Origin of the sequence: Luteolibacter luteus (genome assembly GCF_012913485.1) — a bacterium.
Taxonomy (GTDB): Bacteria; Verrucomicrobiota; Verrucomicrobiia; order Verrucomicrobiales; family Akkermansiaceae; genus Haloferula; species Haloferula lutea.
In genome coordinates, this window is record NZ_CP051774.1 from 2,574,556 (window position 1) to 2,599,437 (window position 24,882).

The 24,882-nt window shown below is 60.3% G+C and carries 21 protein-coding genes; 14 read left to right on the forward strand and 7 right to left on the reverse strand.

The features are described from left to right. Positions 1-6: 6 nt before the first annotated feature. The 4 genes from HHL09_RS10855 to hisG form a co-directional block, all read right to left on the reverse strand. The gene (locus HHL09_RS10855) at positions 7-669 is read right to left on the reverse strand and encodes a hypothetical protein (RefSeq protein ID WP_169454662.1); all 663 of its coding nucleotides are present in this window, start codon (positions 667-669) and stop codon (positions 7-9) included. A gap of 84 nt (positions 670-753) precedes the next feature. Then, positions 754-1,926 carry a vWA domain-containing protein gene (locus HHL09_RS10860; protein WP_169454663.1) on the reverse strand — a complete coding sequence of 391 codons (1,173 nt, stop codon included), beginning with the start codon at positions 1,924-1,926 and terminating at the stop codon, positions 754-756. Between the two features lie 180 nt (positions 1,927-2,106). After that, positions 2,107-2,211 carry an AURKAIP1/COX24 domain-containing protein gene (locus HHL09_RS10865; RefSeq protein ID WP_169454664.1) on the reverse strand — a complete coding sequence of 35 codons (105 nt, stop codon included), beginning with the start codon at positions 2,209-2,211 and terminating at the stop codon, positions 2,107-2,109. A gap of 33 nt (positions 2,212-2,244) precedes the next feature. Then, complete coding sequence (gene hisG / locus HHL09_RS10870) at positions 2,245-3,132, reverse strand: ATP phosphoribosyltransferase (RefSeq protein WP_169454665.1); 888 nt, start codon at positions 3,130-3,132, stop codon at positions 2,245-2,247. 410 nt (positions 3,133-3,542) lie between these two features. Between hisG and HHL09_RS10875 the strand changes: the two genes are divergently transcribed. The 3 genes from HHL09_RS10875 to HHL09_RS10885 all read left to right on the forward strand — a co-directional run bounded on the left by HHL09_RS10875 (position 3,543) and on the right by HHL09_RS10885 (position 9,238). Then, positions 3,543-3,779 (forward strand): hypothetical protein, encoded by a 237-nt coding sequence (locus HHL09_RS10875; protein ID WP_169454666.1) that lies wholly within the window; start codon positions 3,543-3,545, stop codon positions 3,777-3,779. 226 nt (positions 3,780-4,005) lie between these two features. After that, a complete protein-coding gene (locus HHL09_RS10880) occupies positions 4,006-5,715 on the forward strand; it encodes a 30S ribosomal protein S1 (protein ID WP_169454667.1) in 1,710 nt (569 codons plus the stop codon). A gap of 139 nt (positions 5,716-5,854) precedes the next feature. Continuing rightward, positions 5,855-9,238 carry a hypothetical protein gene (locus tag HHL09_RS10885; RefSeq protein WP_169454668.1) on the forward strand — a complete coding sequence of 1,128 codons (3,384 nt, stop codon included), beginning with the start codon at positions 5,855-5,857 and terminating at the stop codon, positions 9,236-9,238. 15 nt (positions 9,239-9,253) lie between these two features. Here HHL09_RS10885 and HHL09_RS10890 read toward each other — a convergent pair whose 3' ends face one another. Then, positions 9,254-9,859, reverse strand: a complete 606-nt coding sequence (locus HHL09_RS10890; RefSeq protein WP_169454669.1) for a TetR/AcrR family transcriptional regulator — start codon at positions 9,857-9,859, stop codon at positions 9,254-9,256. A 127-nt stretch (positions 9,860-9,986) separates the two neighbouring features. Here HHL09_RS10890 and HHL09_RS10895 point away from each other — a divergent pair, with 127 nt between their 5' ends. Further along, entirely contained in the window at positions 9,987-10,526 is a 540-nt protein-coding gene (locus tag HHL09_RS10895) for an HPP family protein (protein ID WP_169454670.1), read from the forward strand. 12 nt (positions 10,527-10,538) lie between these two features. Here HHL09_RS10895 and HHL09_RS10900 read toward each other — a convergent pair whose 3' ends face one another. Beyond that, positions 10,539-11,165 (reverse strand): hypothetical protein, encoded by a 627-nt coding sequence (locus HHL09_RS10900; protein WP_169454671.1) that lies wholly within the window; start codon positions 11,163-11,165, stop codon positions 10,539-10,541. Positions 11,166-11,358: 193 nt separating this feature from the next. Here HHL09_RS10900 and HHL09_RS10905 point away from each other — a divergent pair, with 193 nt between their 5' ends. From HHL09_RS10905 to HHL09_RS10945, 9 genes are all read left to right on the forward strand, one after another. After that, positions 11,359-12,432 carry an SPFH and helix-turn-helix domain-containing protein gene (locus HHL09_RS10905; protein ID WP_169454672.1) on the forward strand — a complete coding sequence of 358 codons (1,074 nt, stop codon included), beginning with the start codon at positions 11,359-11,361 and terminating at the stop codon, positions 12,430-12,432. Between the two features lie 10 nt (positions 12,433-12,442). Further along, on the forward strand, positions 12,443-13,624 hold the full coding sequence (locus HHL09_RS10910) for a TFIIB-type zinc ribbon-containing protein (protein ID WP_169454673.1): 1,182 nt from the start codon (positions 12,443-12,445) through the stop codon (positions 13,622-13,624). Positions 13,625-13,632: 8 nt separating this feature from the next. After that, positions 13,633-14,043, forward strand: a complete 411-nt coding sequence (locus HHL09_RS10915) for a DUF488 domain-containing protein (RefSeq protein ID WP_425491664.1) — start codon at positions 13,633-13,635, stop codon at positions 14,041-14,043. Between the two features lie 59 nt (positions 14,044-14,102). Then, positions 14,103-14,777 carry a tRNA (guanosine(37)-N1)-methyltransferase TrmD gene (gene trmD, locus HHL09_RS10920; RefSeq protein WP_169454675.1) on the forward strand — a complete coding sequence of 225 codons (675 nt, stop codon included), beginning with the start codon at positions 14,103-14,105 and terminating at the stop codon, positions 14,775-14,777. Between the two features lie 65 nt (positions 14,778-14,842). Next, positions 14,843-16,105 (forward strand): hypothetical protein, encoded by a 1,263-nt coding sequence (locus HHL09_RS10925; RefSeq protein ID WP_169454676.1) that lies wholly within the window; start codon positions 14,843-14,845, stop codon positions 16,103-16,105. Then, positions 16,102-17,217, forward strand: coding sequence for a hypothetical protein (locus tag HHL09_RS10930; RefSeq protein ID WP_169454677.1), 1,116 nt, complete (start codon positions 16,102-16,104; stop codon positions 17,215-17,217). Before HHL09_RS10925 ends, HHL09_RS10930 begins: the two co-directional genes overlap by 4 nt. A gap of 67 nt (positions 17,218-17,284) precedes the next feature. Beyond that, positions 17,285-18,556: a hypothetical protein gene (locus HHL09_RS10935; protein ID WP_169454678.1), complete on the forward strand. Its 1,272-nt coding sequence runs from the start codon at positions 17,285-17,287 to the stop codon at positions 18,554-18,556. Positions 18,557-18,825: 269 nt separating this feature from the next. Continuing rightward, positions 18,826-19,656: a hypothetical protein gene (locus tag HHL09_RS10940; protein ID WP_169454679.1), complete on the forward strand. Its 831-nt coding sequence runs from the start codon at positions 18,826-18,828 to the stop codon at positions 19,654-19,656. A 137-nt stretch (positions 19,657-19,793) separates the two neighbouring features. Beyond that, entirely contained in the window at positions 19,794-21,017 is a 1,224-nt protein-coding gene (locus HHL09_RS10945) for a coiled-coil domain-containing protein (RefSeq protein WP_169454680.1), read from the forward strand. A gap of 76 nt (positions 21,018-21,093) precedes the next feature. On the opposite strand, the gene HHL09_RS10950 is transcribed toward HHL09_RS10945, so the two are convergent. After that, positions 21,094-21,912, reverse strand: a complete 819-nt coding sequence (locus HHL09_RS10950; RefSeq protein WP_169454681.1) for a helix-turn-helix domain-containing protein — start codon at positions 21,910-21,912, stop codon at positions 21,094-21,096. A 110-nt stretch (positions 21,913-22,022) separates the two neighbouring features. Between HHL09_RS10950 and HHL09_RS10955 the strand changes: the two genes are divergently transcribed. Then, complete coding sequence (locus HHL09_RS10955; RefSeq protein WP_169454682.1) at positions 22,023-24,881, forward strand: PSD1 and planctomycete cytochrome C domain-containing protein; 2,859 nt, start codon at positions 22,023-22,025, stop codon at positions 24,879-24,881. Position 24,882 lies beyond the last annotated feature (1 nt).

A 24,882-nucleotide genomic window follows, 5' to 3' on the forward strand; every position in this document is an offset into this window, starting at 1 on the left:
GGCCTGCTAGGGCTCGACGATAAGTTCATCACCAGCCTGCGGCTTCGGGCCTGGGAAGGCTGCGGTGGCACTGGCCACGGCTTCCGTGCCTTCGACATCGCCGACCTTCAGGCGGCCGAGGATACCGGAGTTACGACGGACACAGAGGATCGCTCCGCTCTTCACCACAGTGGCATCGACCACCTGGACGACGGCGAAGGCACCATCTTCCACCCATTCACCGACTTTCGCCACTACCGGCGCGCCTTTGATGGCATCGGCGCGCTGGGTCTCGTTGGCGAGCGGGGCAGGGCTTTCTTCAGCAGGAGCCGCGGTATCTCCTGCGGCTGCCGGTGGCATGTCGGCGGGAGGAGGCGGCAGCGCATCCGGCGGAGTGGTGCCGCCAGCCACGGTGTCGTCGGTATAGGTCGCCCCGGTCTCCGGAATATCCTGGGGGTTCGCTGGCTTCGCCTCAGGCTCGACGGGCAGTTCAGCTCCGCCAAGGAGCCTCATGCGCTCCAGACGCAGGCGCTCCTGCTCCAGACGGATCTCCGCGATCTGGGTCTCGATCTTCTTCAATTCTGCATCCGGAGCGCTCTTTTCCTCCGTCTTGAAGTTCTTCCACGACATCGCCAAGGCACCGAGAAGCACGGCTACCGTCGCACCGAGAAGAATCTTGATCGTGTCCATTCGCGGGACGGTGCTAAGCGCGCCGCCGAAAGTCAACCGACCGATATTGCCCCGCCGGAATCTGCGTAAGCGCCCCACCCCGGCTCACTCCACCGGCACGTCCCGCACCGAGCCGTCCGCGTCGATAATCGTGAAGGAACCGCCGCTGAGCCGCGCCAGCTCTTTCATGCCCTCCTCCGCCTTTGGCTCCATCATTGCCATGGTGTTGATGGTGACTTTCAGCGACTTCGCGCGCTTTCCGAGCCGGCGGATGTCCTCCTCGGTCGTGCCGGGAGAGGCTCCGTCGGTCATGAAAAAGATCACCTGCGGTGCCGGTTTCATGGCCAGCGCCATTTCGAGCGGAGCCACCCAGTGAGTGCCGGACTGGAGTTCGGTCTCCTTGATGAATTTCACGGATTGCTCCACGGTGGCCGAATCCGCGGTCAGCCATTCGGCCTTGGGGGTTCGTCCCTTCGGCTCCCAACTTCCCGGAGCAGCGCCCCTCTTCCAGCGGTACTTGTCCTTCCCGTGGGTGATCAGGACGTCCCCGTTTTCCTCCGTCTTGAACTGATCCCCGGCGATCCAGACCGGCCCGCAGAAGAAGATGAGCTGGTATTGCATGGTGGAGGCGAGGTTCTGTACGGATTTCGAAAGCTCGGCCCGCATCAGCTTCTCGCGCTTGCCCCGCATGGAGCCTGAGTAGTCGATGACATAAGCGACCCGTCCGGCATGGATCTCTTGCTCGAAGAAAACAATTCCCTGCCCCATCCCGCCGATCCCGGCCCCGGGTCCGCTCCCCGGACCGATGCCGGAACCTTTTCCGCCGCCGCGGCCAAAGCCTTCGCCGCCCCCGACTCCGCCGCCCCCGGAAAGCGATCCCAAGGAAGAAAGCTGGCCGAAGCTATCACCCGGATCTGGCAGGGTCATCGAGGTGGCCACGCCTTCCGCAAAGACGCGCTTCGCCGAACTGACCGATAGACTCTTCGCCTGGCGCTCCGCCTTTTTCTGCATCTCGCCTCCGCCACCGCCCCCACCGGCAGGACCCGACAAGAACTCCACTTTCTTCTCCGGCTCCTGGATGGTCCGGAGCACGATGGTAGTGGCGATCAACAGAAGGCCGATGTGCAGCAAGGTGGCCGTCATCAATGATCCGCCGCCAAGCTTCCTCCAAAAACGGTGGAGAGATCCCTCCTGCCGGTACGCCGGCCCGGCAAATACTGCAGGCTGCACGGCATCGACCACCCCCTCCTCCACGATTTCATCGTCTTCCGCGCTCATCGTTCCAGAAGCTAGAAGCGTCTGAGCCGCCGTTTTCTTGGGAGAGAATGGTGACGGAAGCTTCACCTCCGCATTTTCCCACTCACCCGGTACGCGAAACAAGGGATCCGGTACTACCGGATCCCTGTCGGGAAGAACATTTCATCAAGCACGGGTCACGCCCGTGGCACGCAAGCCGCCTTAGGACTTGTAACGCAGGCGCTTCTTATGGCGGTTCTGCTTCATGCGCTTCTTGCGCTTGTGCTTGTTGATCTTCGTCTTACGGCGTTTCTTGAGCGAGCCCATGATGATGTGGGGTTACGGTTGGATAGGAAAGGATTAGGGAACGATCTTGTTCAGCGGATACTCGATGATGCCTTCGGCACCGATCTCCTTGAGAGTCGGGATGATGTCGCGGACGACTTTTTCATCGATGACGGTCTCGACGGCCACCCAACCTTCTTCGGAGAGCTGGGAAATCGTCGGGCGGCGCATGGCCGGGAGCTTTTCGAGCAGGGCGGACAACTTGTCCGCGGGAAGATTCATTTTCAAGCCCACCTTGTCGCGGGCTTCGAGCGCGGCCTTCAGGAGAAGGGTCAGACGCTCCATTTTCTGGCGCTTCCAAGGGTCCTCGAAGGCTCCCTTGCTGGCGTAGAAGTGGGGGAAAGAGGTCAGCAGCGTATCGACGATCCGCAGCTTGTTCGCCTTGATCGAGGATCCGGTCTCGGTGACGTCCACGATGGCATCCACCAGATCCGGCACCTTCACCTCAGTGGCTCCCCAAGAAAATTCGACTTCAGCGTCGATGCCCTTCGCCTTCAGGTAACGCTCGGTGATGGCGACACCTTCTGTAGCGATACGCTTGCCTTGGAGGTCTTCCGGCTTGCGGATCGGCGAATCTTCCGGGACTACCAGCACCCAATGCGTGGGGCGCGGAGTCGCGCGGGAGTAAGGCAGCTCGGTGAGGTCAACCAAGTTATCCTCAAACTCGCTGGCCCAGTCATAACCGGTGATTCCGCAGTCGATGAAGCCTTGGTCGATGTAGCGGGCAACCTCTTGGGCACGAATCAGATACAGGTCCAACTCGGGATCATTCGAGGCAGGACGGAGACCCCGGGAAGAGACATAGACTTCATACCCGGCCTTCGCGAGAAGGTCGAGGGTAGGCCCCTCAAGGCTGCCCTTGGGAATGGCCAGTTTCAGTGTCTGTTCGGAGCTTTCCGGCATCGCGGCGGGCGGCGGGGATAGCGGGGAGCTCGCCGGGAGGCAAGGGAAGTTTTTGGCAGAGAGTCGCTGGCGGCCCCGTGAATTTGAAAAAGCGTCTAGGCCCGGGCCTCGAAACGATCGTTTTCCCTCTGACTTCAATAGCCCCGAAGCAAGGAGGGCGGCGCCAACCTAGATCATTTTTTGCACAAAATAGATTGATAGAGAACGAGCGGGGCGGAAAGCTGTGCCACAGCGTGAAAAATACATTGCATGAATATTCTACGTAATTATTTCGTAATTACATGAAACCCACAACGCGCCTCACCCCGCTTTTCCCCGGGTCCCGAAATCTTGTCGCCAAAGGCTGCGCCGGCGGCACCGTCTCGCTTGTGGAGACCCCTTGATCCGGATAAGTTCCGCCCGCCGTCCTCATGAAACTTTCCACCCTCGGTGTGATCGGCTGCGTCGGACTCGCCGTGGCAGGCCTCGTGTGCCTTTTCATCGGCGTGAATCCCAATTTCCTGCATCCGCAAGCCCCCCCGGATGACAGCGCGATCGAAGAGGTTGTCGCGCCTTCACCCCCTGAGGATGACGAAGAACAGCCGGAGGAAGAAAAGAAGCCCGAGCCGGAGCACCGCAGGGTCCGCGGCCAGAGCCCGAGCCGCTAGTCCGCCGCAGCGGCAAGCTGACGCCCTCCGGCACCGTAGCGGAAGTCCCTGAATTTCCGGGATTTTGGCTTGCCAAGCAGGGCTCCGGGCCTAGGGTCGCCGCCCCGTTTCACCTTTCAAATCGCTGGCGAGTAGTTGGAGCCCCGTGGCTCGCCGGTTCTTCCATCGGGGCAATTGCCGGAAGGAAAGCGAAACCAAACCAACCTAACCTTAACCCCGTTAAGACATGAGCACCTCAGTGCTTGAATCCCAAACCAACCAGGAACTTGCCGATCTCATCGATTCCAAGTTCCGCGAGTTCCGCGAAGGAACCATCGTGAAGGGCACGATCATCGAGATCCGCCCGCAAGTCGTCCTCGTCGATATCGGCTACAAGTCCGAGGGCGCCATCCCATCGAACGAGTTCGAGGATGAAGAAATCGAAGTCGGCGACGAAGTCGAAGTGCTTCTCGAAAAGCTTGAGAACGATGAGGGCATGGTCGTCCTCTCGAAGGAAAAGGCTGCCCACAAGCAGAACTGGGAAAAGATCGTCAAGGTGTTCCAAGACGGCGGCCTCGTTCGCGGCAAGGTCAAGTCGGTCGTCAAGGGCGGTCTCACCGTCAACGTCGGCGTCGAAGCCTTCCTGCCCGGCTCCCAGGTGGACATCATCCCGCCGAAGGATCTCAACGAATACGTCGGCAACATCTACGAGTTCAAGATCGTCAAGGTCAACGACGAGCGGAAGAACATCGTGCTTTCCCGCCGCGAGGTCATCGAGGCCGAGCGTGCCGAACTGCGCCAGCAGTTCCTGCGCACCGTCAAGGTGGGCGACAAGGTCACCGGCGCGGTCAAGAACATCACCGACTTCGGTGCGTTCGTCGACCTGCAGGGCATGGATGGCCTGCTCCACATCACCGACATGTCGTGGGGCCGCATCAACCACCCGTCGGAAATGCTCATCATCGGCCAGCCGGTGGATGTCGTCATCCTCGACGTGGACCGCGAGAAGGAGCGCGTCTCGCTTGGCCTCAAGCAGATGACCGACAACCCATGGGAAGACATCGAGCGCAAGTTCCCGATCGGCTCCCACGTCAAGGGCAAGGTCACCAAGCTCCTGCCATACGGCGCGTTCATCGAACTCGAGCGTGGTGTTGAAGGTCTGGTGCACGTTTCCGAACTGTCTTGGGTCAAGCGCATCACCCGCCCGAGCGACGTGCTCGAACTCGATCAGGTCATCGAGGCCGTCGTGCTCGGCATCTCCATCGAGGAGCAGAAGATCTCCCTCGGTGTTCGCCAGCTCGAGCCGAATCCATGGGACGAAATCGAAGTCCGCTACCCGATCGGCGCCACCATCAAGGGCCCGGTTCGCAACCTCACCGCTTACGGTGCGTTCGTGGAACTGGAAGAAGGCATCGACGGCATGGTGCACGTCTCCGACATGTCCTGGACCCGCAAGATCAATCACCCCTCCGAAGTTCTCAAGAAGAACGACGAAGTGGAAGCGATCGTGCTCTCCATCGACAAGGCCAACCAGCGCGTCTCGCTCGGCCTCAAGCAGCTTGAGGACGATCCATGGAGCCACATCGACGAACGCTTCAAGGTGGGCGACCTCGTCAAGGGCACCGTGGCGAAGATCGCTTCCTTCGGCGCCTTCATCAGCCTCGATGGCGACATCGACGGCCTGATCCACATCTCGCAGCTCAGCGAAGATCACGTGGAGAAGGTGAAGGACGTGATCAAGGTGGGCGACGAAGTGGAAGCCCGCGTGATCAAGGTCGACAAGGTCGAGCGCCGCATCGGTCTCTCGATCAAGGCGGTCAACTACAGCGAAGCCGATCTCAAGAAGGAAAGCGCCAGCTTCGAAAGCCTGCGCCCGTCCTCCGAGATGGTGGGCCTCGAGCAGGCCTTCAACCTCGCCGCCTTCAAGGCCGAGGAGTGGAGCCCGTCCGAAGACTGATCCTCGCTGTCAGCAACGATTCAAGGAAGCCGGGAGGGAAACCTCCCGGCTTCTTCTTTTCCGGGGGAAGCGTCCCTCGGGGCCAGTTATCAATTTGAATCGCGAAGCTGGAGGAAACGGCTATATCCGGATCTGATCCATGAACCGCGGTCTCCTTGCTTTCGGTTTCCTCGCTACCCTGTTTTCTCCTGTCTTGGTACGAGCCGATTTACAGGAGGCGCTGGAGTTGCTGCCCCTCGGCTCGAGGTCCACCGAAGATTGGGGGAAGATTCTCGACGCCCGGATCGAAGCGGGCGAGCCCCTCCCTGACCTCCCACCGCCGATCACGGCCCCGCCCGACGAGGCCACGCCACAGCAACATCTGAACTATTGGCGGCAACGTGAGCCTTGGGCGGCCCAGGAAGCAGCTCCCTCCGCAATTGCCCGGGAGAAGATCTTGCAGGCGATTTCGACCGAGCCGGCCGCGATTCCGGAGGTGCTACCCGCATTTCCCACAACGGAGGAAACGGCGAGGCAAATCCACGAGCTCTTGCCGAGGCTCAGTGCCACCGACCGCTATGATCAGGACAAGCTCCGCACGGTGCGGGCTTGGATCTATCGCCACAGCGGCCTAGGTCGCGATGAAGTCATCGCGGATGCCCGCAAGCCCGACTGGAAACTCTACCGCCCGGATAGGCGCCCGGATGCTCCTCTTGCCGCCATCCAATCACGAGAGCCGGAATTCTACGCGAAGCTCCTGGAGGAGCTTGCCCTCGGCACCAATCCCGGGCTTGCCGTCGCCGCTGCGGAATTGCTGTTTCTCCACTCTCCCCCTGATGCGCGGACCCGCTGGCATCAACAGCTGATCGCCGCTGCCGCCAATCCCCTGCTTGATGAGAAAGCGCGCTCCATCGCGGTCGAAGCACTGGTCGATCAGGAATGGCCCGGGCGCGAGGCATGGATCCTCTCTTGTCTCCAGCAACCGGACCCGGGTGATGTTCATGAGTTCGGCGGAGAGATCTATCGTCGCCTCGACCATTGGATTCCCCTGCTCACGACGCTAATCGGAGGTGAGAATCAAGCAGCCCGCGATCATGCTGCCTGCCTGCTGGTGGCACCCTTGGAATCCTTCATTTGGCAGGAGGAAAGCGACAAAGAAGATCCCGCGCGAATCGAGCTTCTCCAGCGTGCCGCCCGACCCTTGCTTCCTTGGCTCAAAGATCCGGAGTGGGCTGCATGCCGGGACGCCAATAGCAGGTTGCGGCTGATCCAATCGCTGGGTGGACTGAACCTGCCGGAATGTGTTCCCGGCCTTTTGGAAGTTATTCGCAAGAGTCCTGATTCAGGCGAGGTCGCCTATGCGGTCCAGAGCATCACTCCTTACCATTCGGCCGAGGCGCTGCCGGCCGCGAAGGAAGCGCTGGCACGCTTCGACTCTTACGATCGGAGGATGATCATTGCAGAAGCACACAAGCTCGGCGGCTTCAGCAGGGAAGAGTCCATTGCAGCGGTGAGAGCTTTTCTCGAGGCAAGTCCCGAGGCCGGCACAGGCCTCTACCATCAAAGCCCGCCAGCCGAAGATCCATCCGTGGACATCGGGGACCACCTGATCTTCGAAGCTCTGCCGAATGACGCCGCCTTGCGGGAGATTTTAACGGAGCTCTCGGATTCACTGGATGACGGGAACCCCGAGCTCGCAGGAAGGCTGCGCAACTTGATTGTGAAATCTTCACCGGCACCGTCCGCGACCTTGGTGACGCGCCTGATAGAAGCAAATGCGATCAATAGGGATGCTCTCGCGATCGCGCTCGAGCGGAAGCACCACCCCGGTTGGGATGGCAATGTTTTCCAACCCTTGCTGCACGGTGCCGGGCTGGCGCGCGGTCTTGCCGCGGTACTCAGCAATGATGATGATGCCATCGGCGTGGTTTTGTCCGGACAGGACAGGGAGGCAAAGTTGGCCGCGCTTTCCGCAGCCGACTACGCCGGTTCCTCCATCGGAACCGAATACCTCTCCGCACTGCTCTCCAACGAAGATGATGCATTGCGCGAGGCCACCGAAGCCTACGTCAAGCGCAGCAAGCTTCCCGAGGTCATGGCCTTCCGGGAATTGAAAATGCCTTCATGGGATCCAGCCACGGGAAACTACAACATGTTCTACGGCACCGTGAATCGCCTGGCCACACAGCTGAAGATCACGGAGCAGCCGATGGAGGTTTTCGCACTGCTGAGCTCGATCCAGGGAATGTCTTCGACCTCGTGGCTCCTGGTCGTTTATCCTAGCCGCACGATCGCGGTGAAAAATCCGGGGGACGGCAGCATCTTCACCTGCGAAGTCCCCGCGAATCAACTCGGCCAAGTCCGCTCCTTTATCCAGACCTATCGCTCCGATGACCTTCCCGATCTGGAGCTGCCGGCGGAAGACGGCATTCAGTATCTTTACGTCCATACCTCCAATACCGGCACCAAGACCGTATCCATGGACAATCCTCCCGAAAGCCGGGACGGTATCTTGGAGTGGATTGAAAACGAAAAGATGAGCAAGGGCATCGTCCACTATGGGCGGCTCGTTCTTCTCTTCCACGATCTCTTCGAAAAATTGCCGCTGCGCCCCGGCTATCGGGAAGGCATCGACATTGTGATCCCGCGGGAAAAGGCCCTGATCAAAAGCGTGTGGAAGCAGGGCGATGACCTCCGGGTGTTGATCCAGAACTCGTCTGGCTCCGCTCACTGGCAGGCGCTTTCTCTCACCACGAAAGAGCTCGGCGGACCTATCGGAGAGCCGGCGGAAAGCCCCTTCCTGGTAGCCCGTGCCGATCTGCATCCGGACTTCAAGGTCACTTCCGACTATCACTTCCGCTATCCATGGCAGGTGCGCTCCGGCGATGCGACCGTGCATACGGGCAACTTCCGCGATATCGGTGGACTCTGGCTGTGCCGCCGCGGAGAAGAACCGGAACTTGTCGTAAAAGGCACCTTCCTATGGGAACTCGTTTCCGCGGATGGAAAGTGGTGCGTGGCCGCAAAGGCCACCGGAGACACTTGGGCGGACCCGAACGTGGTGGTGCGGATCAATCTCGAAACCAAGCAGGAGCTCCCCGTGCTGTTAGAAAAAGCGGACGACCTCTGGCCCGTGGCTTTCTTTCCCGCTCACGGAAAATTCCTCATCCGCCGGGCAGGCCAGGTAGCAATCTCAGAAGAAGATCAGAGCACCGGACCGCGAGAACCCGAGTTCCACTTGCTCGACGCAAGCACCGGAGATCTCGAGAAGGTTAGCGGAGACTTCCAGCTGCTTCTCGACAAGAGCCATCGTCCCTTCCAAGCCGCCAACCCAAACGGACTTCTCTGGGGAGCAGATGGCTTTAGGGGCACGGGCGATAGCAAGGTAAGCATCGGCACCTTCGACACCAGAACCTTCCGCTTCGAACCGGTGAAGAAGATCGACGGCATTTTCTTCGACAGCCAGAGCATGTGGATCGATGCCGAGGAAGGATTCATCTACGCCGCACTGAATGGCGATCTGGTCCGAATCCCTCTGCGATAGGCAAGAAGCCTACGATCACGGCACTCCTACTAGCAGCGATCTCGCAGCAGCTTTGGCACCCCCTGCCGCTTCTGCCCTGCCGTAAACATGCGCCGAAACAATCGCGCCTTCGATCAGCAGTTCCAACTGCCGCGCAATCACCGCAGACCGGGGAACTCCGATCTCCCGGAGCAAGGACTCCAAAAGCTGATAGATCCGTTGCTTGTGCGCGGCAGCGACCTGATGCGGCTTCGCATCCCCCTGCGGATACTCGGCTACCGCCTTGATGAAAGCACAGCCATTGAACTCCGGAGAACGCAGCCACTCCGCATGCCAATCGAAGACAGCCATCAAGCGCTTCATCGGACTGCTGCCGGCCGCCTCCACGGCTGCGGCAAGCGATCCTTCGAATTGCTCTGCGCGGCGCTCCAGCACGGCGACGATGAGGTCTTCCTTCGAGGGAAAGTGATTGTAGAGCGTCATCTTCGCCACGCCCGCCTCGGCGAGAACCGTATCGATGCCCACCGCATGGAACCCGTCGCGGTAGAAAAGCCGCCACGCCGCATCCAGCAGCAGCTCCCGTTTCGAAAGAGCACGGTCCTTTGAGGGCAAGCTGGCCGGTTTCTTGGAGCGCGCGGACATGATGAAGCCTAGATCGCTTGCGGCAGCGAATCAAGAATTATACAGACCTGTCTGTTTTTAGATTGCCAAACAGACAGATCTGTCTATTTTTCTTCGCGTAGCCGGGCTACTCCGGCAATCAATTCCCATGAGAGCCATTCTCCAATCCCTGGCCGGAGGCCGCGCAGCACTCCCTCCCCGCCTGCCCACCCGACAGATCCTCCTCGCCGGCCTCGGTGGCGCGCTCGCCATTTCCCTGCTCGCCGCCTTGACCAAGCTGAGCGGCACGCCACTGGTGCTCGGATCCTTCGGCGCGAGCTGCGTCTTCATCTTCGGCCTGCCGGATGCCCCCTTCTCCCAACCACGAAACGTAATCGGCGGGCACCTGATCAGCAGCGCGACCGGCTTGGCGGTCTACTCCCTGTTCGGATCGCAGGCTTGGGCGCTCGGACTGGCCCTCGGTCTCGCCATCATCCTGATGTTCGCCACCCGCATGGTCCACGCCCCGGCTGGATCGAATCCGGTGATCGTCTTCCTCTCCGCCCCGGGCTGGAACTTCCTGCTTACCCCTACCCTGCTGGGTGGAGTCGGCCTGGTGCTCGTAGCACTGATCTACCACCACGCCACCAATCCGGGACACTACCCGCGCTACTGGTGGGGCCGCGATGCAAAGCCGGAGCCAGCTTGAGGATCTGCCCGGCTACTGCTTGATCTCGATCAGCGGTAGCTTCTTTTCGGAAGGCTTCTTCTCGATACCTGTTCTACTGCTCTTGGGATCATAATAGAGCGTCACGATCCCGGTATGATTGCCGCACCGGACCCGATAGACGTTCTCGCCCATGGACATGGCATCCACGATGTCCTCGATGGTGACTTCAATCTCCCGGGCATCGTATTGATAGGCGGCGTCCTTTATGCAATTGGACACCGGGAAGATCTCGATCTCGGCTTCCGACGAATCACCAAAATGCCCTCTTTTGAGCGGCCGGGAAGCGACCTGAACGCATTGTAGCAAAGGCCGGTCCTGCAGAGGCTTTCCCTTCATCCGGCATCGCAACTTCGCCTGCAGGATGAACCGGCAACCGCCACCCGTCTTCTTCTCCTTGGCCAGCGTCGTCCCTTGCACGCTCATCTCCAGGACTTCCACTTCCGCAGCGCCCGGGGCATAGACCAGATCGCGCGTAACCGGGACATCTGACTTCGGAACCAGATCGGGAATGCCGCTGTACCACCAGAGGTTCAACACACGGGGGATTCCGAAATAAAGTCCGGCGAGCACTGAGACAGCGATCACCACGCTCATCAAAGCTCCCCAGCCTCGTTTCATCTCACCAGTTTCAACCCCGCTACACTCACATGGCGAGCCTGAATCATAATCTCCAAGGTGAGATGTTTCCGGAGCGGGGAAGTTTTCCGAAATAAGAAATTCTCCCACCGCTTCCGAAATCGCCCCCGGATTCTCATTGAATCTTGTGGAGCCGATCCATCAGGATGGTAGCGAACCACACCGCTCCAGAATTATGGGACTCATGGACTTCATCAAAGGGGAGCTGCTCGAGATCATCGAGTGGCAGGACGATTCGCGGGACACCATCGCGTGGCGTTTCCCGGATGATGACAAGGCGATCAAGAACGGCGCACAGCTGATCGTGCGGGAGAGCCAGACGGCCCAATTCCTCTACCTCGGGCAGTTTGGAGATACCTTCGGCCCGGGCAAGCACACGCTGACCACCGATAACATCCCGGTGCTGACCCGCATCAAGGGCTGGAAGTACGGCTTCCAGAGCCCCTTTAAGGCGGACGTCTACTTCGTCAACACCCGCCTCTTCACCGGCAACAAGTGGGGCACCGCGAATCCGATCATGCTGCGGGATGCCGATCTCGGCATAGTCCGCGCCCGTGCCTACGGCACCTATGACTTCAAGGTGGTAAACGTGCAGACCTTCCTGAAGGAAGTCGCTGGCTCCGATCATGATTTCCGCGTGGATGAATTCGCGGACACCATGCGTTCCCGCGTGGTCAGCATCTTCTCCGATGCACTGGCAAACGCGCACGTCCCGGTCTTCGACGTGGCAACCCGCTACACCGATCTCGGCGAGGCACTCCTGCCACTGATCAATCCGGTGATCTCCACGAAGTACGGCATCGAGGTCTCCTCCTTCATCGTCGAGAACGTCAGCGTCCCGCCGGAAGTCGAGGAAGCGATCGACAAGCGCTCGGCCATGTCGGCGATCGGAAATCTCAACGACTACGTGAAGTACCAGATGGGCCAGGGCATGGCCGCGGGTGGTGGCGGAGGCGCCGCCGGCACCGCGAGCGAACTGGCCGTGGGCTTCGCCGTGGCGAAGGAACTCATGCAGCAAGGCGGCCTCACCGGGAATGCCCCGCCGCCCCTGCCGGGTGCGGTGCCTGCCGCAGCGGCAGCAGCCCCGGCCAATCCCGACGTTCTGGATCCGGCAACGGTGGCGCGCATGCTGGGCGTCTCCGAAGCGGACGTGATGGCCGAGATTGAATCCGGAGCCCTCGCGGCCAAGAAGATCGGCTCCAGCTACCGCGTGACCCGCGCCGCGCTCGATGCCTTCCTCGCCCACTGATCCGCCCCCGATGCCGGAGGAGGACGAAAGCGCCCCGCCGATCGAGGTGCCGAAGAAACGCATGCCGCCCCCGGCACCCGGTGAGCGCGGCGTGGCGGCGGAGGTGCGTTCGCTCGAACGTCACGTCTGTCCCGAATGCGGTGGCAAGGCGGAATGGGATCCGGGCAAGGCGGAGCTGGTCTGCCCCTACTGCGGGACGCACTTCCCGCGCGTGGGTCCCCCGCCCCTGCCGAACTCGATCGTCGAACACGACCTGGACCAGACCCTCTCCGAACTCGGCGAGAAGGGCCACAACGTCGATACGACCACGCGTCGCGTGCAATGCAGCAATTGCCACGCGGTGCTGGTTCGTTCGGCGGACACGGTGGCGCAGCATTGCGACTTCTGCGGCTCGCCCGAGCTGCTGGACTACCAGGACATCCACAGCCCCATCAAGCCCGAGTCGCTGCTGCCCGCAGTGGTCTCCCAGGAAAAGGCGTACCATTCGTTGAAAGCCTTCCTCGGTGCCCGCTGGTTTGCGCCGAACGATCTGAAGCGGCGCAATCTCGTGGACCGCATCCACCGGGTCTATCTGCCCTACTGGACCTTCGATTCCTCGGCGGAGTGCCCGTGGACCGCGGAGAGCGGCACCTACTACTATGTGACCGTGCGCGATCGCGATGCGAATGGAAACATGGTCACGCGCCAGGAACGCCGTATCCGCTGGCGTCCGGCAAGCGGCCATGTCTCGACATGGTTTGACGATGTCGTGATCTCAGGCTCACGCGGCTTGGACACGGAGCTGCTGCAGAAGCTGGAACCCTTCCCTACGAAAGATCTCGTACCTTACGAAACGCGCTACGTCTCCGGTTGGCAGGTGGAGCACTATCAGGTGCCGCTATTCGATGCCGCACGAATGGGCTTCGGCACCATGGAAGGGATGCTCCGCGAAATGTGCGGCCATGAAGTCCCCGGCGATACCTACCGGAACCTGCAGATCTACCCGGAGTTTTCAGACAAGACCTTCAAGCACATCCTCGTCCCCATCTGGTTGCTCGCTTACCAGTACCGCGGCAAGACCTGGCAAGGCGCCGTGAATGCCGTGACCGGATCAACCCATGCAAGATTCCCGATCAGCGCCTGGAAGGTGGCATTTGTCACGCTGCTCGTGATCGCAGTGATCGTGCTGATCCTGGTGCTGAGCCAACGATAGGACGTTCCATGCCGAAGGAATCGATCAGGACCAAATCCGTGCACACGGAAGCGGATAAGACCGATGGGCTGCGGATACTTGTCGCGCGCTTCCGTGGCCGGGGTTTGCCGAAGTCACGCTACGACCTGTGGCTTCCCAGCTTGGGCCCCAGCGAGGAGCTGCTGCACGGCTTCCTCGGCGGAAAGATCTCTTGGGCGAAGTTCTCGAAAGAATACCAAGAGGAACTCTGGGCGGACGGCCCTGTGGACGACAAGAACAAGACCAGCAAGAACCACGGTCAAAAGGGTCTGCTGCGCTTGTTGCGTTTCGTCTCGCAGCAACAGCCTGTCACCCTGCTGTGCCATTGTGATGAAGATGAGGCACATTGCCACCGCCACCTGCTGCAGAAGATTCTTCTGAGCTCGAAGGTGACGCTCTGAAAAGCAAACTCCCTTCGAGACTTGTCGATACGCCCGCCTCGGCACAGGCTTTGGTCGCCTTGCGCATCGACATCCTTACCCTTTTTCCCGAGATCGCGCTTTCGCCGCTGAGCGAAAGCATCATCCAGCGCGCCCGGGCCGCAGGTCTCGTGGAAATCCAAGCGCACAACATCCGAGATTGGTCCACCGACAAGCATCGCCGCACCGATGATACGCTCTGCGGCGGCGGCCAAGGGATGCTCATGATGCCGGGCCCGATCTTCGCCGCCATCGAGGAACTGCGCGGACCCGATACCAAGGTGATCCTGATGACGCCCCAGGGAAAGACCTTCAAGCAGGCCATCGCCCGCGAGCTTTCCGAAGAGAAGCACCTCATCCTGCTCTGCGGTCACTACGAAGGCGTCGATCACCGGGTGATCGAGGAGTTGGTCGATCTCGAACTTTCGATCGGCGACTACGTTCTTACCAATGGAGCCATCGCCGCCGCAGTCGTGACGGATGCCATCGTGCGGCTCCTGCCCGGAGCCTTGGGCGATGAGCGTTCGCATCAGGATGAATCGTTTTCCGATCCGAATCTCCTGGAAGCGCCCGCCTACACCCGCCCCATCGATTTCCGCGGCCTGAAAGTGCCCGAGGTCCTCACCTCCGGCCACCACGCGAAAATCTCCGCTTGGAAAAAGGAAAAGGCTCTCGAGCGCACCCGCCAGAACCGGCCTGACCTGCTGGGCGAGTGAAGAATTCATGAAGCGACGTCCTCCCCTTGACTCCTCTGGGCGGGATGTTGGGATGAGATCTCTGGATGTCTCTTCATTCGACCATGATCCGCTGGGCCTTGCCCGCTGCGGCAGGAATCGCCTGCGGGACGATGCTGGTGCCAAGCCGGCCCGCAGTCATCCAAGCCACCAGTGTCCCGGGAAAAGTGGAAACCAATCCTCTCCCTGAGGATCTCGCAACCATCCAACTGGCCACCTTGGCAGGACGGACGACCGAGGCCCGCGCCAAGATCGCGAAGCTCATGGCAGAGGGTGCGAAGGACGAGGAGATTGCCACATGGCTGGCACCGGTGCTCGTCGCGGATCCTGCATGGCTGGAGCAGTATATTCTCACGGTTCCTGAAGAGCGTCGCGTCGACCTGGTGCGCAAGACCTTCGAGAAGATGGCCGAGATTCATCCGGACTCCGTATGGGAGCTGATCCGCATCTCGCCCTTCGCAGTGTCCGCGGCGAAGGCCCAAGGATCCGATCCGAACTATCCCGGCTTGAGAGGCAAGGGAATTCAGGCGTTCTCATCACTCGCAGCGGAAATCCTCTTCGATCCCGCAAACGGCTTCGATCTGAAGGAAGTCACCCGATTCTTCCGCTACGGTGCCTATACTCGCGAAAACGCGAAGCGAATCTTGGAGGAATGGCTCGCAGGCCGATGGGAGGGAGCGACTCCGGACTGCGTGAGGCCGGCGTGGTCCAGCCTTCGCAAAAATGATCCCGCGGCATTCCAGGAGATCGAAGGAAAACTCTCTCCTGAAATGCTCGCCCGGACAGCCGAGTTCAAAGCGTCTTCCTCGATCCTCGACTTCGATAGCCCACCGAGAACCGACTATCGCGCTGAGGAACTGGAAGGCTTGGGCGCGGATGGACTCGCCAGCATGATGGAGGAACAAGCGATGTCCTCCGCCCCGATCCCGCTCGATACGCTTGCCCGGCTCCCGGAGAAAGTCCGCGGCGAAGCGCTGGCGAATTACTTCTCCTGGCTATATCCCTTCGAAACCGAAATGGCTCGGGAGGCTCTGGGAAAATTAAACACGCTCAGCTTCACGAAGGACGAGAAGCAAGCACTTCTCGACAGCGCATTGGCAGGGGAGTGGAGCACCGGTGGAGACTTCGAATGGAGCATGAAGATCGTCAGGATGATGCCCGAGGGCGAAGACAGGACCAAGGCGGAGCTTGAGCTTTTGGAAGACTACGCGAAGGACGATCCGGTCGGCGCTCTCGAGTTCTCCGGATCGATGCCTGAAGGCGAACTGCGCACGCGGATCGAAAAGCTGGCCACCGAGAATCAGCCATGAAGCCCTCCACCCACAAGCTGCTGCCCGCCGTAGTGTTTGTCGTGTGCCTCCTTGTCACCGCAGGCATCCGGAAAGCGGGAACATCTGCGAAGCACGCGGAATCGGGAAACCCGCCGTCAGCCCTTGCGGAAAAGTCACGCCACCGTGAGGAAGACGCCTTTGCCAGGTTGAGGGCATTTCTCCGGGCCGGCGATCTTGCCGGAGCACGCAGGTGCTTGAGCGAACTGGGAGCGAGGGATCCGGAGGCCTTCTTCGAACTTCTCGAGAAGCTGCCCGGAATCCCGGGGATTGAAGATCTCATCGAAGAGACCGCGGCTCGTTTGGAATGGGATCATCCCAGGATCACCGCCCTGCTGAACCGGATCGGCCCGCCGCAATGGCGCTATCAAGCATGGGAAGCCTATACCTTCGCCCGCGTGGGCAAGCTGCCTGACGAAGAAATCTTTCTGCTGGGAAGCAATGCGGACACCCAGCTCTCGCAAGGAGGCGTGCGCCGTCTGATGGAGGACGCTGCGGAGAAGCGCACCGACTCCTTCCTCGCGCTGCTCAACAAGCTCGGCGGGACATCGGTCCGCGAGGAATTCTTCGAGATGCTGATGAAGCACCATCCGGAGCGGGCGGATGAACTCTTCGATACCATCCCGGACCACAGCTGGGGATGCAACTACGACCGGGCCTATGTACTGCAGGTTCGCGCCCGCTGCTTGCCAACCGCAGAAAACCTCGCCTCCACCTTGGCCGACGTAGGAGAGAACGGCAGCTCCTCAGGCGACTTCGCACCGCTCTTCACCTACCAGACCTATTCGCACGCGACCCCAGAGGAAAAGGCGAAGGTACTGGAGCTTATCGTGCAGCAACCCGCCTTGGCTCGGAACCGGATGATTCACGGGCCGATGTTTTATGGCGATGCTCCGGTGCCTGCGGATGAATTCGTCAACCTCGTGGGCCTCTACACCTCTGCGCAATTACAACGCCAGGCTTTGGAAAGATGGATGGAGGAACAACCGGAACTGGATCCTTCAGCCCGCTCGTGGGTCGAGCAACTTCCCACCGGGAAACTCAAACAACGCGCAACGGAACTGCTTGATGAGAAGGCCGCAAAGGCAAAGTAAGTCGCCCTCGCTCGACTCAATCTTGACTCAAGTCAGATCGCTGGTCGGATAGGAATCTCAGATGCCGATGGATGCACGGAAACTTCTCCTGAGCTGGCTCATTCCCGGGATCGCGGGCTTGGGCACCGGAGTCGTCCTCATGACTCCGGATCAGAACCCCAAGGAAGCGAAGACGATAGCGGACTCAACGGCCAAGTCTTCTGACCCGGCGCTGCCCGATGATCCAGTCGTCATCCAGATGGCCGCGCTTGCCGGAAGAACCGGCGAAGCACGGAAGAAGATCGAGGCCTTGTTTGCGGACAATGCCACCGACGAGCAAATCGCCGACTGGCTGGCTCCGATCCTGATCGCAGATCCGGCGTGGTTGGAATCCTTCGTCCTGGATGTGCACGAGTCCCGGCGGATCGATCTGGTACGAGCGACGCTCTGGAAGATGAGCGAGATCTCCCCGGATGCCGTGTGGGAGCTAGTCCGCAGTTCCCCCTTCGCTGCGAAAGCCGCACGCACCACCGGCAGCGATACCGAGCGCGAGGGTCTGGAAGTGCTCAATGGCTGCCACGATTCACCACTGGCAGCAGAGATCCTTTTCGATCCGGCGAATGGCTTCTCGAAAGAAGAGGCCACGCATTACTTCCGCTTCGGAACCCGGAGCCGCGAAAACTGCAGCCGCATCCTTAATGAATGGTTCGGCGGCCTGTGGGAAGGAAAGACACCCGAATGCGTGCGCTCGGCCTGGCTGCAACTGCGATATAGCGAGGAACCGACATTGAGGGAACTGGAGAAGCACTTGCCGGATGCCCTGAAGGAACAAGCAGGACGCTTCGAAGCCTTCGACAAGCTCATGCCCGCCGGCGGAATGATCACCAGCGATCCCACCCCGGAAGATCTCGGCCAGCTGGGGGCTGAAGAACTGGCGCAATTGGCCGAGATGAGAACCGAGGCAGGAACGCCGCTCTCCCTGGAGACTCTGGCGAAGCTTCCTCCCGAACTCCGCGGCCAGACCTTCCAGACCTATTTCGCCTACCTCTATCCCTACAACGAAGAGGCAGCCGAGCATGCGCTGGAGACGATCGACAAGCTAGGGCTGAAGCGCGAAGAGCGGCAGGCCTTGCTCGATGGGGCTGTATCCCAGATCTGGCAGTTCGAAGGGGACCCCGCGAAAGCCCTCGCATTGATTGATCGCATGCCGGATCGCGAAGCCGCTGCCACGACCCGGGCGGAGATTCTGGAAGAGCTGGCCAAGTTCGACCCACAAGCTGCGCTTGAAACCGCGAAGTCACTTCCGGAAGGCGAGCTGAGGGAAAAAATCGAAGAACTCGCCAGGGAGGGTCTCCAATGAAAGCGAGCAGCCTGATCATTCCCGCCGCGGTGTTTCTTGTTTCCTTGGGAGGAACCATCGGGGTCCTGAAGCTTTCCGCTCCCGCGGCCAAGCAAGAGGTCACTTCTCAAGCAACAACAGCGAAATCCCGGCATCGGGAAGAAAGCGCCTTCTCTGAAATCCGGGCGCACCTGCGCGAGGGTGACTTCGAAGGTGCGAAGGCACTGCTCAAGAAACTGGGGGAGCGTGACCCCGCGGCATTCTTCGATCTGCTGGCAAAGCTTCCGGGGATGCCCGGGCTGGATGAAATCATCCGCGACACGGCTGCGCGGCTTCCTTGGAATCAGGACGAGATCACTTCCCTCCTCAACCGCATCGGACCTCCCGAGTGGCGGGATCTGGCATGGGCTGCCTACACCTCGGCGAGGATTGGAACCTTGCCCGATGAAGAAATTTTTGAAATCGGTCTCAAGGCGCGTGAGCATGTCGCCTTCAGCGGGATTCGCGGCCTTTTGACGGATGCTGCAGAGAAGCGGCCCGATCAGTTTCTAGAGATATTGAATCGCCGCGGCGGCACCTCCATTCGCGAGGAATTTTTTGATATCTTGATGAGGTATCATCCGGAACGCGCGGCAGAACTTTTTAAAACAATTCCGAAAGGCAGTCCGGGGAGCAACTACGACAGGCGCTACATTCTCCAGGCGCGTGCACGTGGCTTGCCCAACACCGAGAATCTCGCGCTCACGTTGCAAGACCTCGGACCACGCGGCATCTATTCATGGGACTACGCGACGACTCTGGTAGGTCACGTTTACGAAAGGGCAACGCCTGAAGAGCGGGCGAAGGTTCTTGATTTCATTGCTGCTCAAGCACCATTGGCACGAAACCGGATGCTGACCGGTGCGATGAGTCGAGACGAAAATCCCCTAGAGCCACAAGAGTTTGCGAGGATTGTAAGCGTCTACACGACTCCTCTTCTACAGGAAGAAGCGTTGCGCACTTGGATGGAATCGCAAGAGCTTGATCCCAAGGATCAATCATGGATCGAAGCGCTGCCGAATCAGCGGCTTCGCGAGCATGCCAAGCTTCTCTTAAAGGACGGAGTGCTAGGAACAGAGTGACAATTCCGTTTCATCGCGTGTGCAGTTTGCAGCGGGTGGAATAAAATCCATCGATTTTGACAGGTCTTGATCAATTACCATTTTCTTTCAGGTAATAGGGTGCTAACCCGTGCCTTGAAATCGGTCTCACTCTTCACATGAAGACTATCTATATCACACCACTCTGGATGAGTCTCGCGGTGGCCATGAGCCCTCTCGCGAAAGCAAACGAAGCTCCGCAGGAAAATCAGCCTGCGGCAGCACCGGCCGTGGAAGCCAGCAACACTCCTGCGGCTCCGGCAACTACCGATGCGACCGCCGAACTGCAGCAGCGCTTCGAATCGATGAACAAGGCGATCGCCGACGCCCGCACCGAAAACAGCAACGTCAGCGGCCAACGCGACGCTGCTGTCAAGGAGGCCCAGGCGATCCGCGAAGCCAAGCAGCAGCTCGAAGGCCAGCTCGCCGACCTCAAGAAGCAGCTCGAAACTTCCAACCACGAAGTCTGGCAGTGGAAGGACAAGACGAAAGCACTCGAGCAGAAACTCGGCGCCGGTGAGCAAGCTTACCAGAAGCTCGCCTCCTTCCGCGATGAGATGGATGTCGCGATGAAGGAATTCGCCGTGCTGAAGAACGGTCTCGCCGAAGTGCGCGGCGAACTTCAGGCACCCGCCGAACGCGTGGCCCTGAAAAAGCAGCTCGAAGAAGCTGCTGCCGCCAAGGCCGAAGTCGCGGGCAAGCTGGAGAACGAGTCGAAGGCCCTCGCCGAAAGCAAGCGCCAGCTCGCCGCCAGCGAAACCTTCGGCAAGGAGCTGAAGAAAGCCTTCGAAGATCTCAAGGCCAGCGCCAAGGCCCAGTTCGACGCGCTGGTGAAGGCCAAGCAGGAGCGCGAGGATGTCGACCGCACGCTGGTCGCCACCCGCGAGCAGCTTGAGATCTCCATCAACGAAAACGCCAACGTCCTGAAGGCGAAGGCTACCGTTGAGAAGAACCTCACTGCCGCCCGCACCGAGCTCACCGCCACCCAGGAAACCTTGGCCATGCTTCAGAAGGAAGCCGCCCAGCTCCGTGGCACGCTGAAGCCGCTCGCCGTCGAAATCCAAGCCGCCAAGGATCAAACCTCCAAGGCCACCACCGCGATCCAAGAAGCCTCCGCTGCCCGCGACAAGGCCGAAGAGGCCCGCGCTCAAGTGGAAGCCCAGCTCAAGGAAGTGAGCGGCCAGCTTGCCACCGCCATGGCCACCCAGAGCGGCCTGAAGGAGCAAGTCGCCAGCAAGAGCACCGAAATCGAGAGCCTCCGCAAGAAGGTCGAGGAAATGGAGGCGAAGACCGCCAACCAGAAGCCGGCTCAAGAGCAAGGCCAGGAAAGCGCATCCCGCTAATCGGCTGATCCAAGCATTTCAGAAACCGGGGTCCGAAAGGGCCCCGGTTTTTTGCTTTAGGACCAGTGGCTGCCCCTCACCGCGACTCCTGTCGCGAGCGATACTCCCTCGGCGACCTGCCGGTGACCTTCTTGAAGACACGGGAGAAGTAAGCTTCATCGCAGAAGCCCAAGTTGCGCGCGACCTCCGCCGACTTCAGCTCCGTGGTGTCGAGCATGCTTGCAGCCAGATTGATGATCTGCTGCCGATGGTAACGATGCGGAGGCACTCCGGAATGCCCCCTGAACCATCTACGAAAGGTCTCGTAGCTCATGCCAAGCTCTTCCGCCGCCTGCTCCGCCGTGAAATGAGGACGAGACAGCAGACGGCAGGCATCGGCGAACCATGCCGGATTCCCCTCGCCTGCGGTGATCACTTGCTTGTTTTTCCCCTCCATCGCGGAAGCGAGGAGGCGCTGGAAAGAGCAAACCCGGGTCAGGGGACTTGAATTCTCATCCAGCAAGGCGTCTCGAAACTCGTTCAGCCACGACTCCTGCCCACCCAGATGCCCGGTCGTGCGCTCGTGGGAAAGGACGCCTTCCTCGCGCCAGGTTTCAAAGACCGGACCTTCGAACATCACATAAACCTCGTCCCACCCGCCTGGGTAGTTAGGTCGATAACAGTGGCCAAGCTCCGGTAAGACGAGGATCCAATCTCCCGTTGAAAGGCTGCTCTCCTTTCCAGCTTCATCGGAATAATGACCTTCCCCGCGAGTAATCACCACCAAGGCAAAGCGCTGCAGGTAGCGGAAACGCGACATGCGGCCTGGCGAGTTGCGGACCTCGCCAATTTCGACCAGAGTTCCAAGCTTCGACCGGACCTGTTGCGACCAGATTTTCCAATATCGCTCGCTCACTTGTCACCTAATCCGACGATTTGCGCCCAAAATCCACAACTTTTATCGTGATCGTCCAAGTGGTGGAGGATGAAAGAAATCCTCCCGTCACCGTATGATCGTCCCAATCGATGCGCCAAACCCTGCTCCTACTCGCGGCCTCCCTACCCGTCCTCCATGCGGAGGAAGCGGTCGACTTCAATCGCGATATCCGCCCGCTACTTAACAAGAACTGCACCACCTGCCACGGCGGCGTGAAGCAGGCGGGAGAAGTGTCATTCATCTTCCGGGAGGAAGTACTGGGCAAAGGAGAGTCCGGGAAGCAGGTGGTGGTGCCAGGTGATCCGGCTGGCTCCGAAATGATCCGCAGGATCAAGAGCAGCGATCCCGACGAGAAAATGCCGCCGCCGGAAGAGCATCCCCACGGCTTGGAGCCCGCACAGATCGCGCTCCTGGAGCGCTGGATCAAGGAAGGGGCGAAATGGGGCGAGCACTGGTCTTTCCAAAAGCCGGAAGAACCGCCGGTCCCTGCCGTGAAAAACGCGGGATGGCCGAAAGCGGATCTCGACCGGCTGGTGCTGGCCAAGCTGGAAGCTCTCAATCTTTCCCCGTCCCCGGAAGCGACGCCCGCCGAGTGGTTCCGCCGCGTTTCGCTAGATCTCATTGGGCTTCCTCCCTCGCTCGAGGAGTGGAACGCGTTTCAACAAGCTGCCGCCACGAATCCACAGTCAGCGATGGAAGCGACCGTGGATCGCTTGCTCGCTTCCCCTCAATTCGGTGAACGCTGGGCCGCGATGTGGCTCGATCTTGCGCGCTACTCCGACACCATGGGATTCGAGAAGGATCCGCATCGCGACATCTGGCCCTTCCGCGACTGGGTGATCCGAGCCTTCAACCAGGACATGCCCTTCGACGCCTTCACGGTGAAGCAGCTCGCGGGTGATCTTCTGGAAAATCCGGAACCGGGCGATCTGATCGCGACCGGCTTCCATCGCAACACGCAGAACAACACCGAAGGCGGCACCGACGACGAAGAATATCGTACTGCTGCCGTTATGGATCGCGTGAACACCACTTGGACCGCGTGGAATGCGACGACCTTCGGCTGCGTGCAATGCCACTCGCATCCGTACGATCCCTTCCCTCACGACGACTACTACAAGTTCATGGCGTTCTTCGACAACACGGAGGACTCCGATCTGAACACGGATTTCCCGAAGACGAAGATGGCCTCCGATCCTGCCCAGCAGGCAGAGTCACAAAAGCTCGAGGAGGAGATCCGCGCCGAGCGCGATGGGATCAACAAGGCCGCACTCGCGATCGCGGAGAAGATCCAGAGCTGGACGCCTGTGAAAGCAACTGCCGCCACCGCGTCTGCAGAAACCGGGATACTGAAGCAGCACGAAGACGGTGCCTTCATCGCCGGAGGAACCAATCCGACCAACACCGTCTTCACGGTGCAGGTTCCAGCCAGCCGATTGGGCGTTCTACGAGTCGATATCCTGCCCGGGAGCGATGATCCCGCAAAGTGGAGTGAATTCGGTGCGGTCATCACCAAACTGGAGATCGACCGCGTGCTCGCCGATGGCACCCGCCAGCCCGTGAAGCTGAAGGAGGTAGTGAGCGATTTCATCGCCGGCCCCTTTGAAGCGAACGGCGTCGTGCAGGGTGGCGGCGGTTTCGGGGACTACCCGGTGCTGCGCGGTCCACGCCATGGCTTCTTCGTCGCAGAAACCGTGGAGGACTCGCCCGCCGATGCGCACTTCGAGATCCGCCTGAAACATGGCGTCACCTGCAACGAGACGCAGAGCTGCGTGATGAGGAAGTTCCGGATCACCCTTTCGCCGGATGAACAGCTCACCGCTTTCGTCATGTCTCCGGAGCGAGCTTCGGCATGGACGAAGCTGGCCGAACTCCAACAAGCCTATGGCGCAATTCCGGGAACCATGATGCCGGTGATGCAGGAGCGTCACGACCAAGCCACCCGCGATACACGCGTTTTCATCCGCGGCAACCGGATGACCAAAGATCATTCCGTGGCTCCTGAGATTCCCTCGATCACGGGTCCGCCCGTCGGCAAGGAGGGACGGCTCACTCGCCTCGATATGGCGCAATGGATGGTTGGAAAGGAGAACCCGCTCGCCGCCCGTGTCTTGGCCAACCGCTTGTGGGCGGAACTCTTCGGCACCGGAATCGTGGAAACCCAGGAAGACTTCGGCAGCTCCGGCTTGCCGCCTTCCAACCTGCCTTTGCTGGATCACCTCGCCCTGCGCCTGCGCGATCATCATCAGTGGCACATCAAGCCTTTCCTTCGGGAATTGGTACTATCCGCATCGTACCGGCAGACTTCGAAGGTCTCAGCGGATCTCGCTGCCCGCGATCCGAAGAACCAGCTTGCCGCCCGCGGGCCGCGCCAGCGGCTTTCCGCGGAGATGGTGCGCGATCAGGCACTGCTCGTCTCGGGCCTGCTTTCGCTCAAAGCCTTCGGCCCGCCTGTCTATCCACCCCAACCGGAGGGTGTCTGGCGCTCCGTCTATAGCGGCGCCTCTTGGAAGACTTCTGAAGGAGAAGACCGTTATCGCCGGGCAGTCTACACTTACTCGAAGCGGACCAGCGGTTACCCCGCCTTCCTGACCTTCGACGCACCGACACGCGACGTCTGCTCGGCACGACGCATCTCGACAAACACGCCTCTTCAAGCGCTGGTCACGCTCAACGACCCGGCCCACATCGAGTTCGCCCAAGCTTTCGCCAAGCGCATGACCGGCAATACCCCGGCTGAACGGATCGCCGCGGGCTACAAGATGTTGAAGCTCGAAGATGCGCCGGCACCGGTCGTGGAAACCCTGTCCAAGCTGCAAGCCGACGCCATGGCAGACTACGAGAAAGCTCCCGAAGAATCCGCGAAGCTCGCGCCCACCCCTGCCGAAGCCGCCATGGTGCTGGTCGCGAACACGCTCCTGAACTCCGACATCGCGCTCAACCGCTAGG

Coding starts and splice junctions, on each gene's coding strand:
- HHL09_RS10935 (WP_169454678.1), top strand. CDS start 17,285: ATGGATGCACGGAAACTTCTCCTGAGCTGGCTCATTCCCGGGATCGCG.
- HHL09_RS10930 (WP_169454677.1), top strand. CDS start 16,102: ATGAAGCCCTCCACCCACAAGCTGCTGCCCGCCGTAGTGTTTGTCGTG.
- HHL09_RS10940 (WP_169454679.1), top strand. CDS start 18,826: ATGCCCGGGCTGGATGAAATCATCCGCGACACGGCTGCGCGGCTTCCT.
- HHL09_RS10865 (WP_169454664.1), bottom strand. CDS start 2,211: ATGGGCTCGCTCAAGAAACGCCGTAAGACGAAGATCAACAAGCACAAG.
- HHL09_RS10945 (WP_169454680.1), top strand. CDS start 19,794: ATGAAGACTATCTATATCACACCACTCTGGATGAGTCTCGCGGTGGCC.
- HHL09_RS10905 (WP_169454672.1), top strand. CDS start 11,359: ATGGGACTCATGGACTTCATCAAAGGGGAGCTGCTCGAGATCATCGAG.
- HHL09_RS10885 (WP_169454668.1), top strand. CDS start 5,855: ATGAACCGCGGTCTCCTTGCTTTCGGTTTCCTCGCTACCCTGTTTTCT.
- HHL09_RS10860 (WP_169454663.1), bottom strand. CDS start 1,926: ATGAGCGCGGAAGACGATGAAATCGTGGAGGAGGGGGTGGTCGATGCC.
- HHL09_RS10890 (WP_169454669.1), bottom strand. CDS start 9,859: ATGTCCGCGCGCTCCAAGAAACCGGCCAGCTTGCCCTCAAAGGACCGT.
- HHL09_RS10925 (WP_169454676.1), top strand. CDS start 14,843: ATGTCTCTTCATTCGACCATGATCCGCTGGGCCTTGCCCGCTGCGGCA.
- HHL09_RS10900 (WP_169454671.1), bottom strand. CDS start 11,165: ATGAAACGAGGCTGGGGAGCTTTGATGAGCGTGGTGATCGCTGTCTCA.
- HHL09_RS10880 (WP_169454667.1), top strand. CDS start 4,006: ATGAGCACCTCAGTGCTTGAATCCCAAACCAACCAGGAACTTGCCGAT.
- HHL09_RS10895 (WP_169454670.1), top strand. CDS start 9,987: ATGAGAGCCATTCTCCAATCCCTGGCCGGAGGCCGCGCAGCACTCCCT.
- HHL09_RS10875 (WP_169454666.1), top strand. CDS start 3,543: ATGAAACTTTCCACCCTCGGTGTGATCGGCTGCGTCGGACTCGCCGTG.
- HHL09_RS10855 (WP_169454662.1), bottom strand. CDS start 669: ATGGACACGATCAAGATTCTTCTCGGTGCGACGGTAGCCGTGCTTCTC.
- HHL09_RS10915 (WP_425491664.1), top strand. CDS start 13,633: ATGCCGAAGGAATCGATCAGGACCAAATCCGTGCACACGGAAGCGGAT.
- HHL09_RS10955 (WP_169454682.1), top strand. CDS start 22,023: ATGCGCCAAACCCTGCTCCTACTCGCGGCCTCCCTACCCGTCCTCCAT.
- HHL09_RS10910 (WP_169454673.1), top strand. CDS start 12,443: ATGCCGGAGGAGGACGAAAGCGCCCCGCCGATCGAGGTGCCGAAGAAA.
- hisG (WP_169454665.1), bottom strand. CDS start 3,132: ATGCCGGAAAGCTCCGAACAGACACTGAAACTGGCCATTCCCAAGGGC.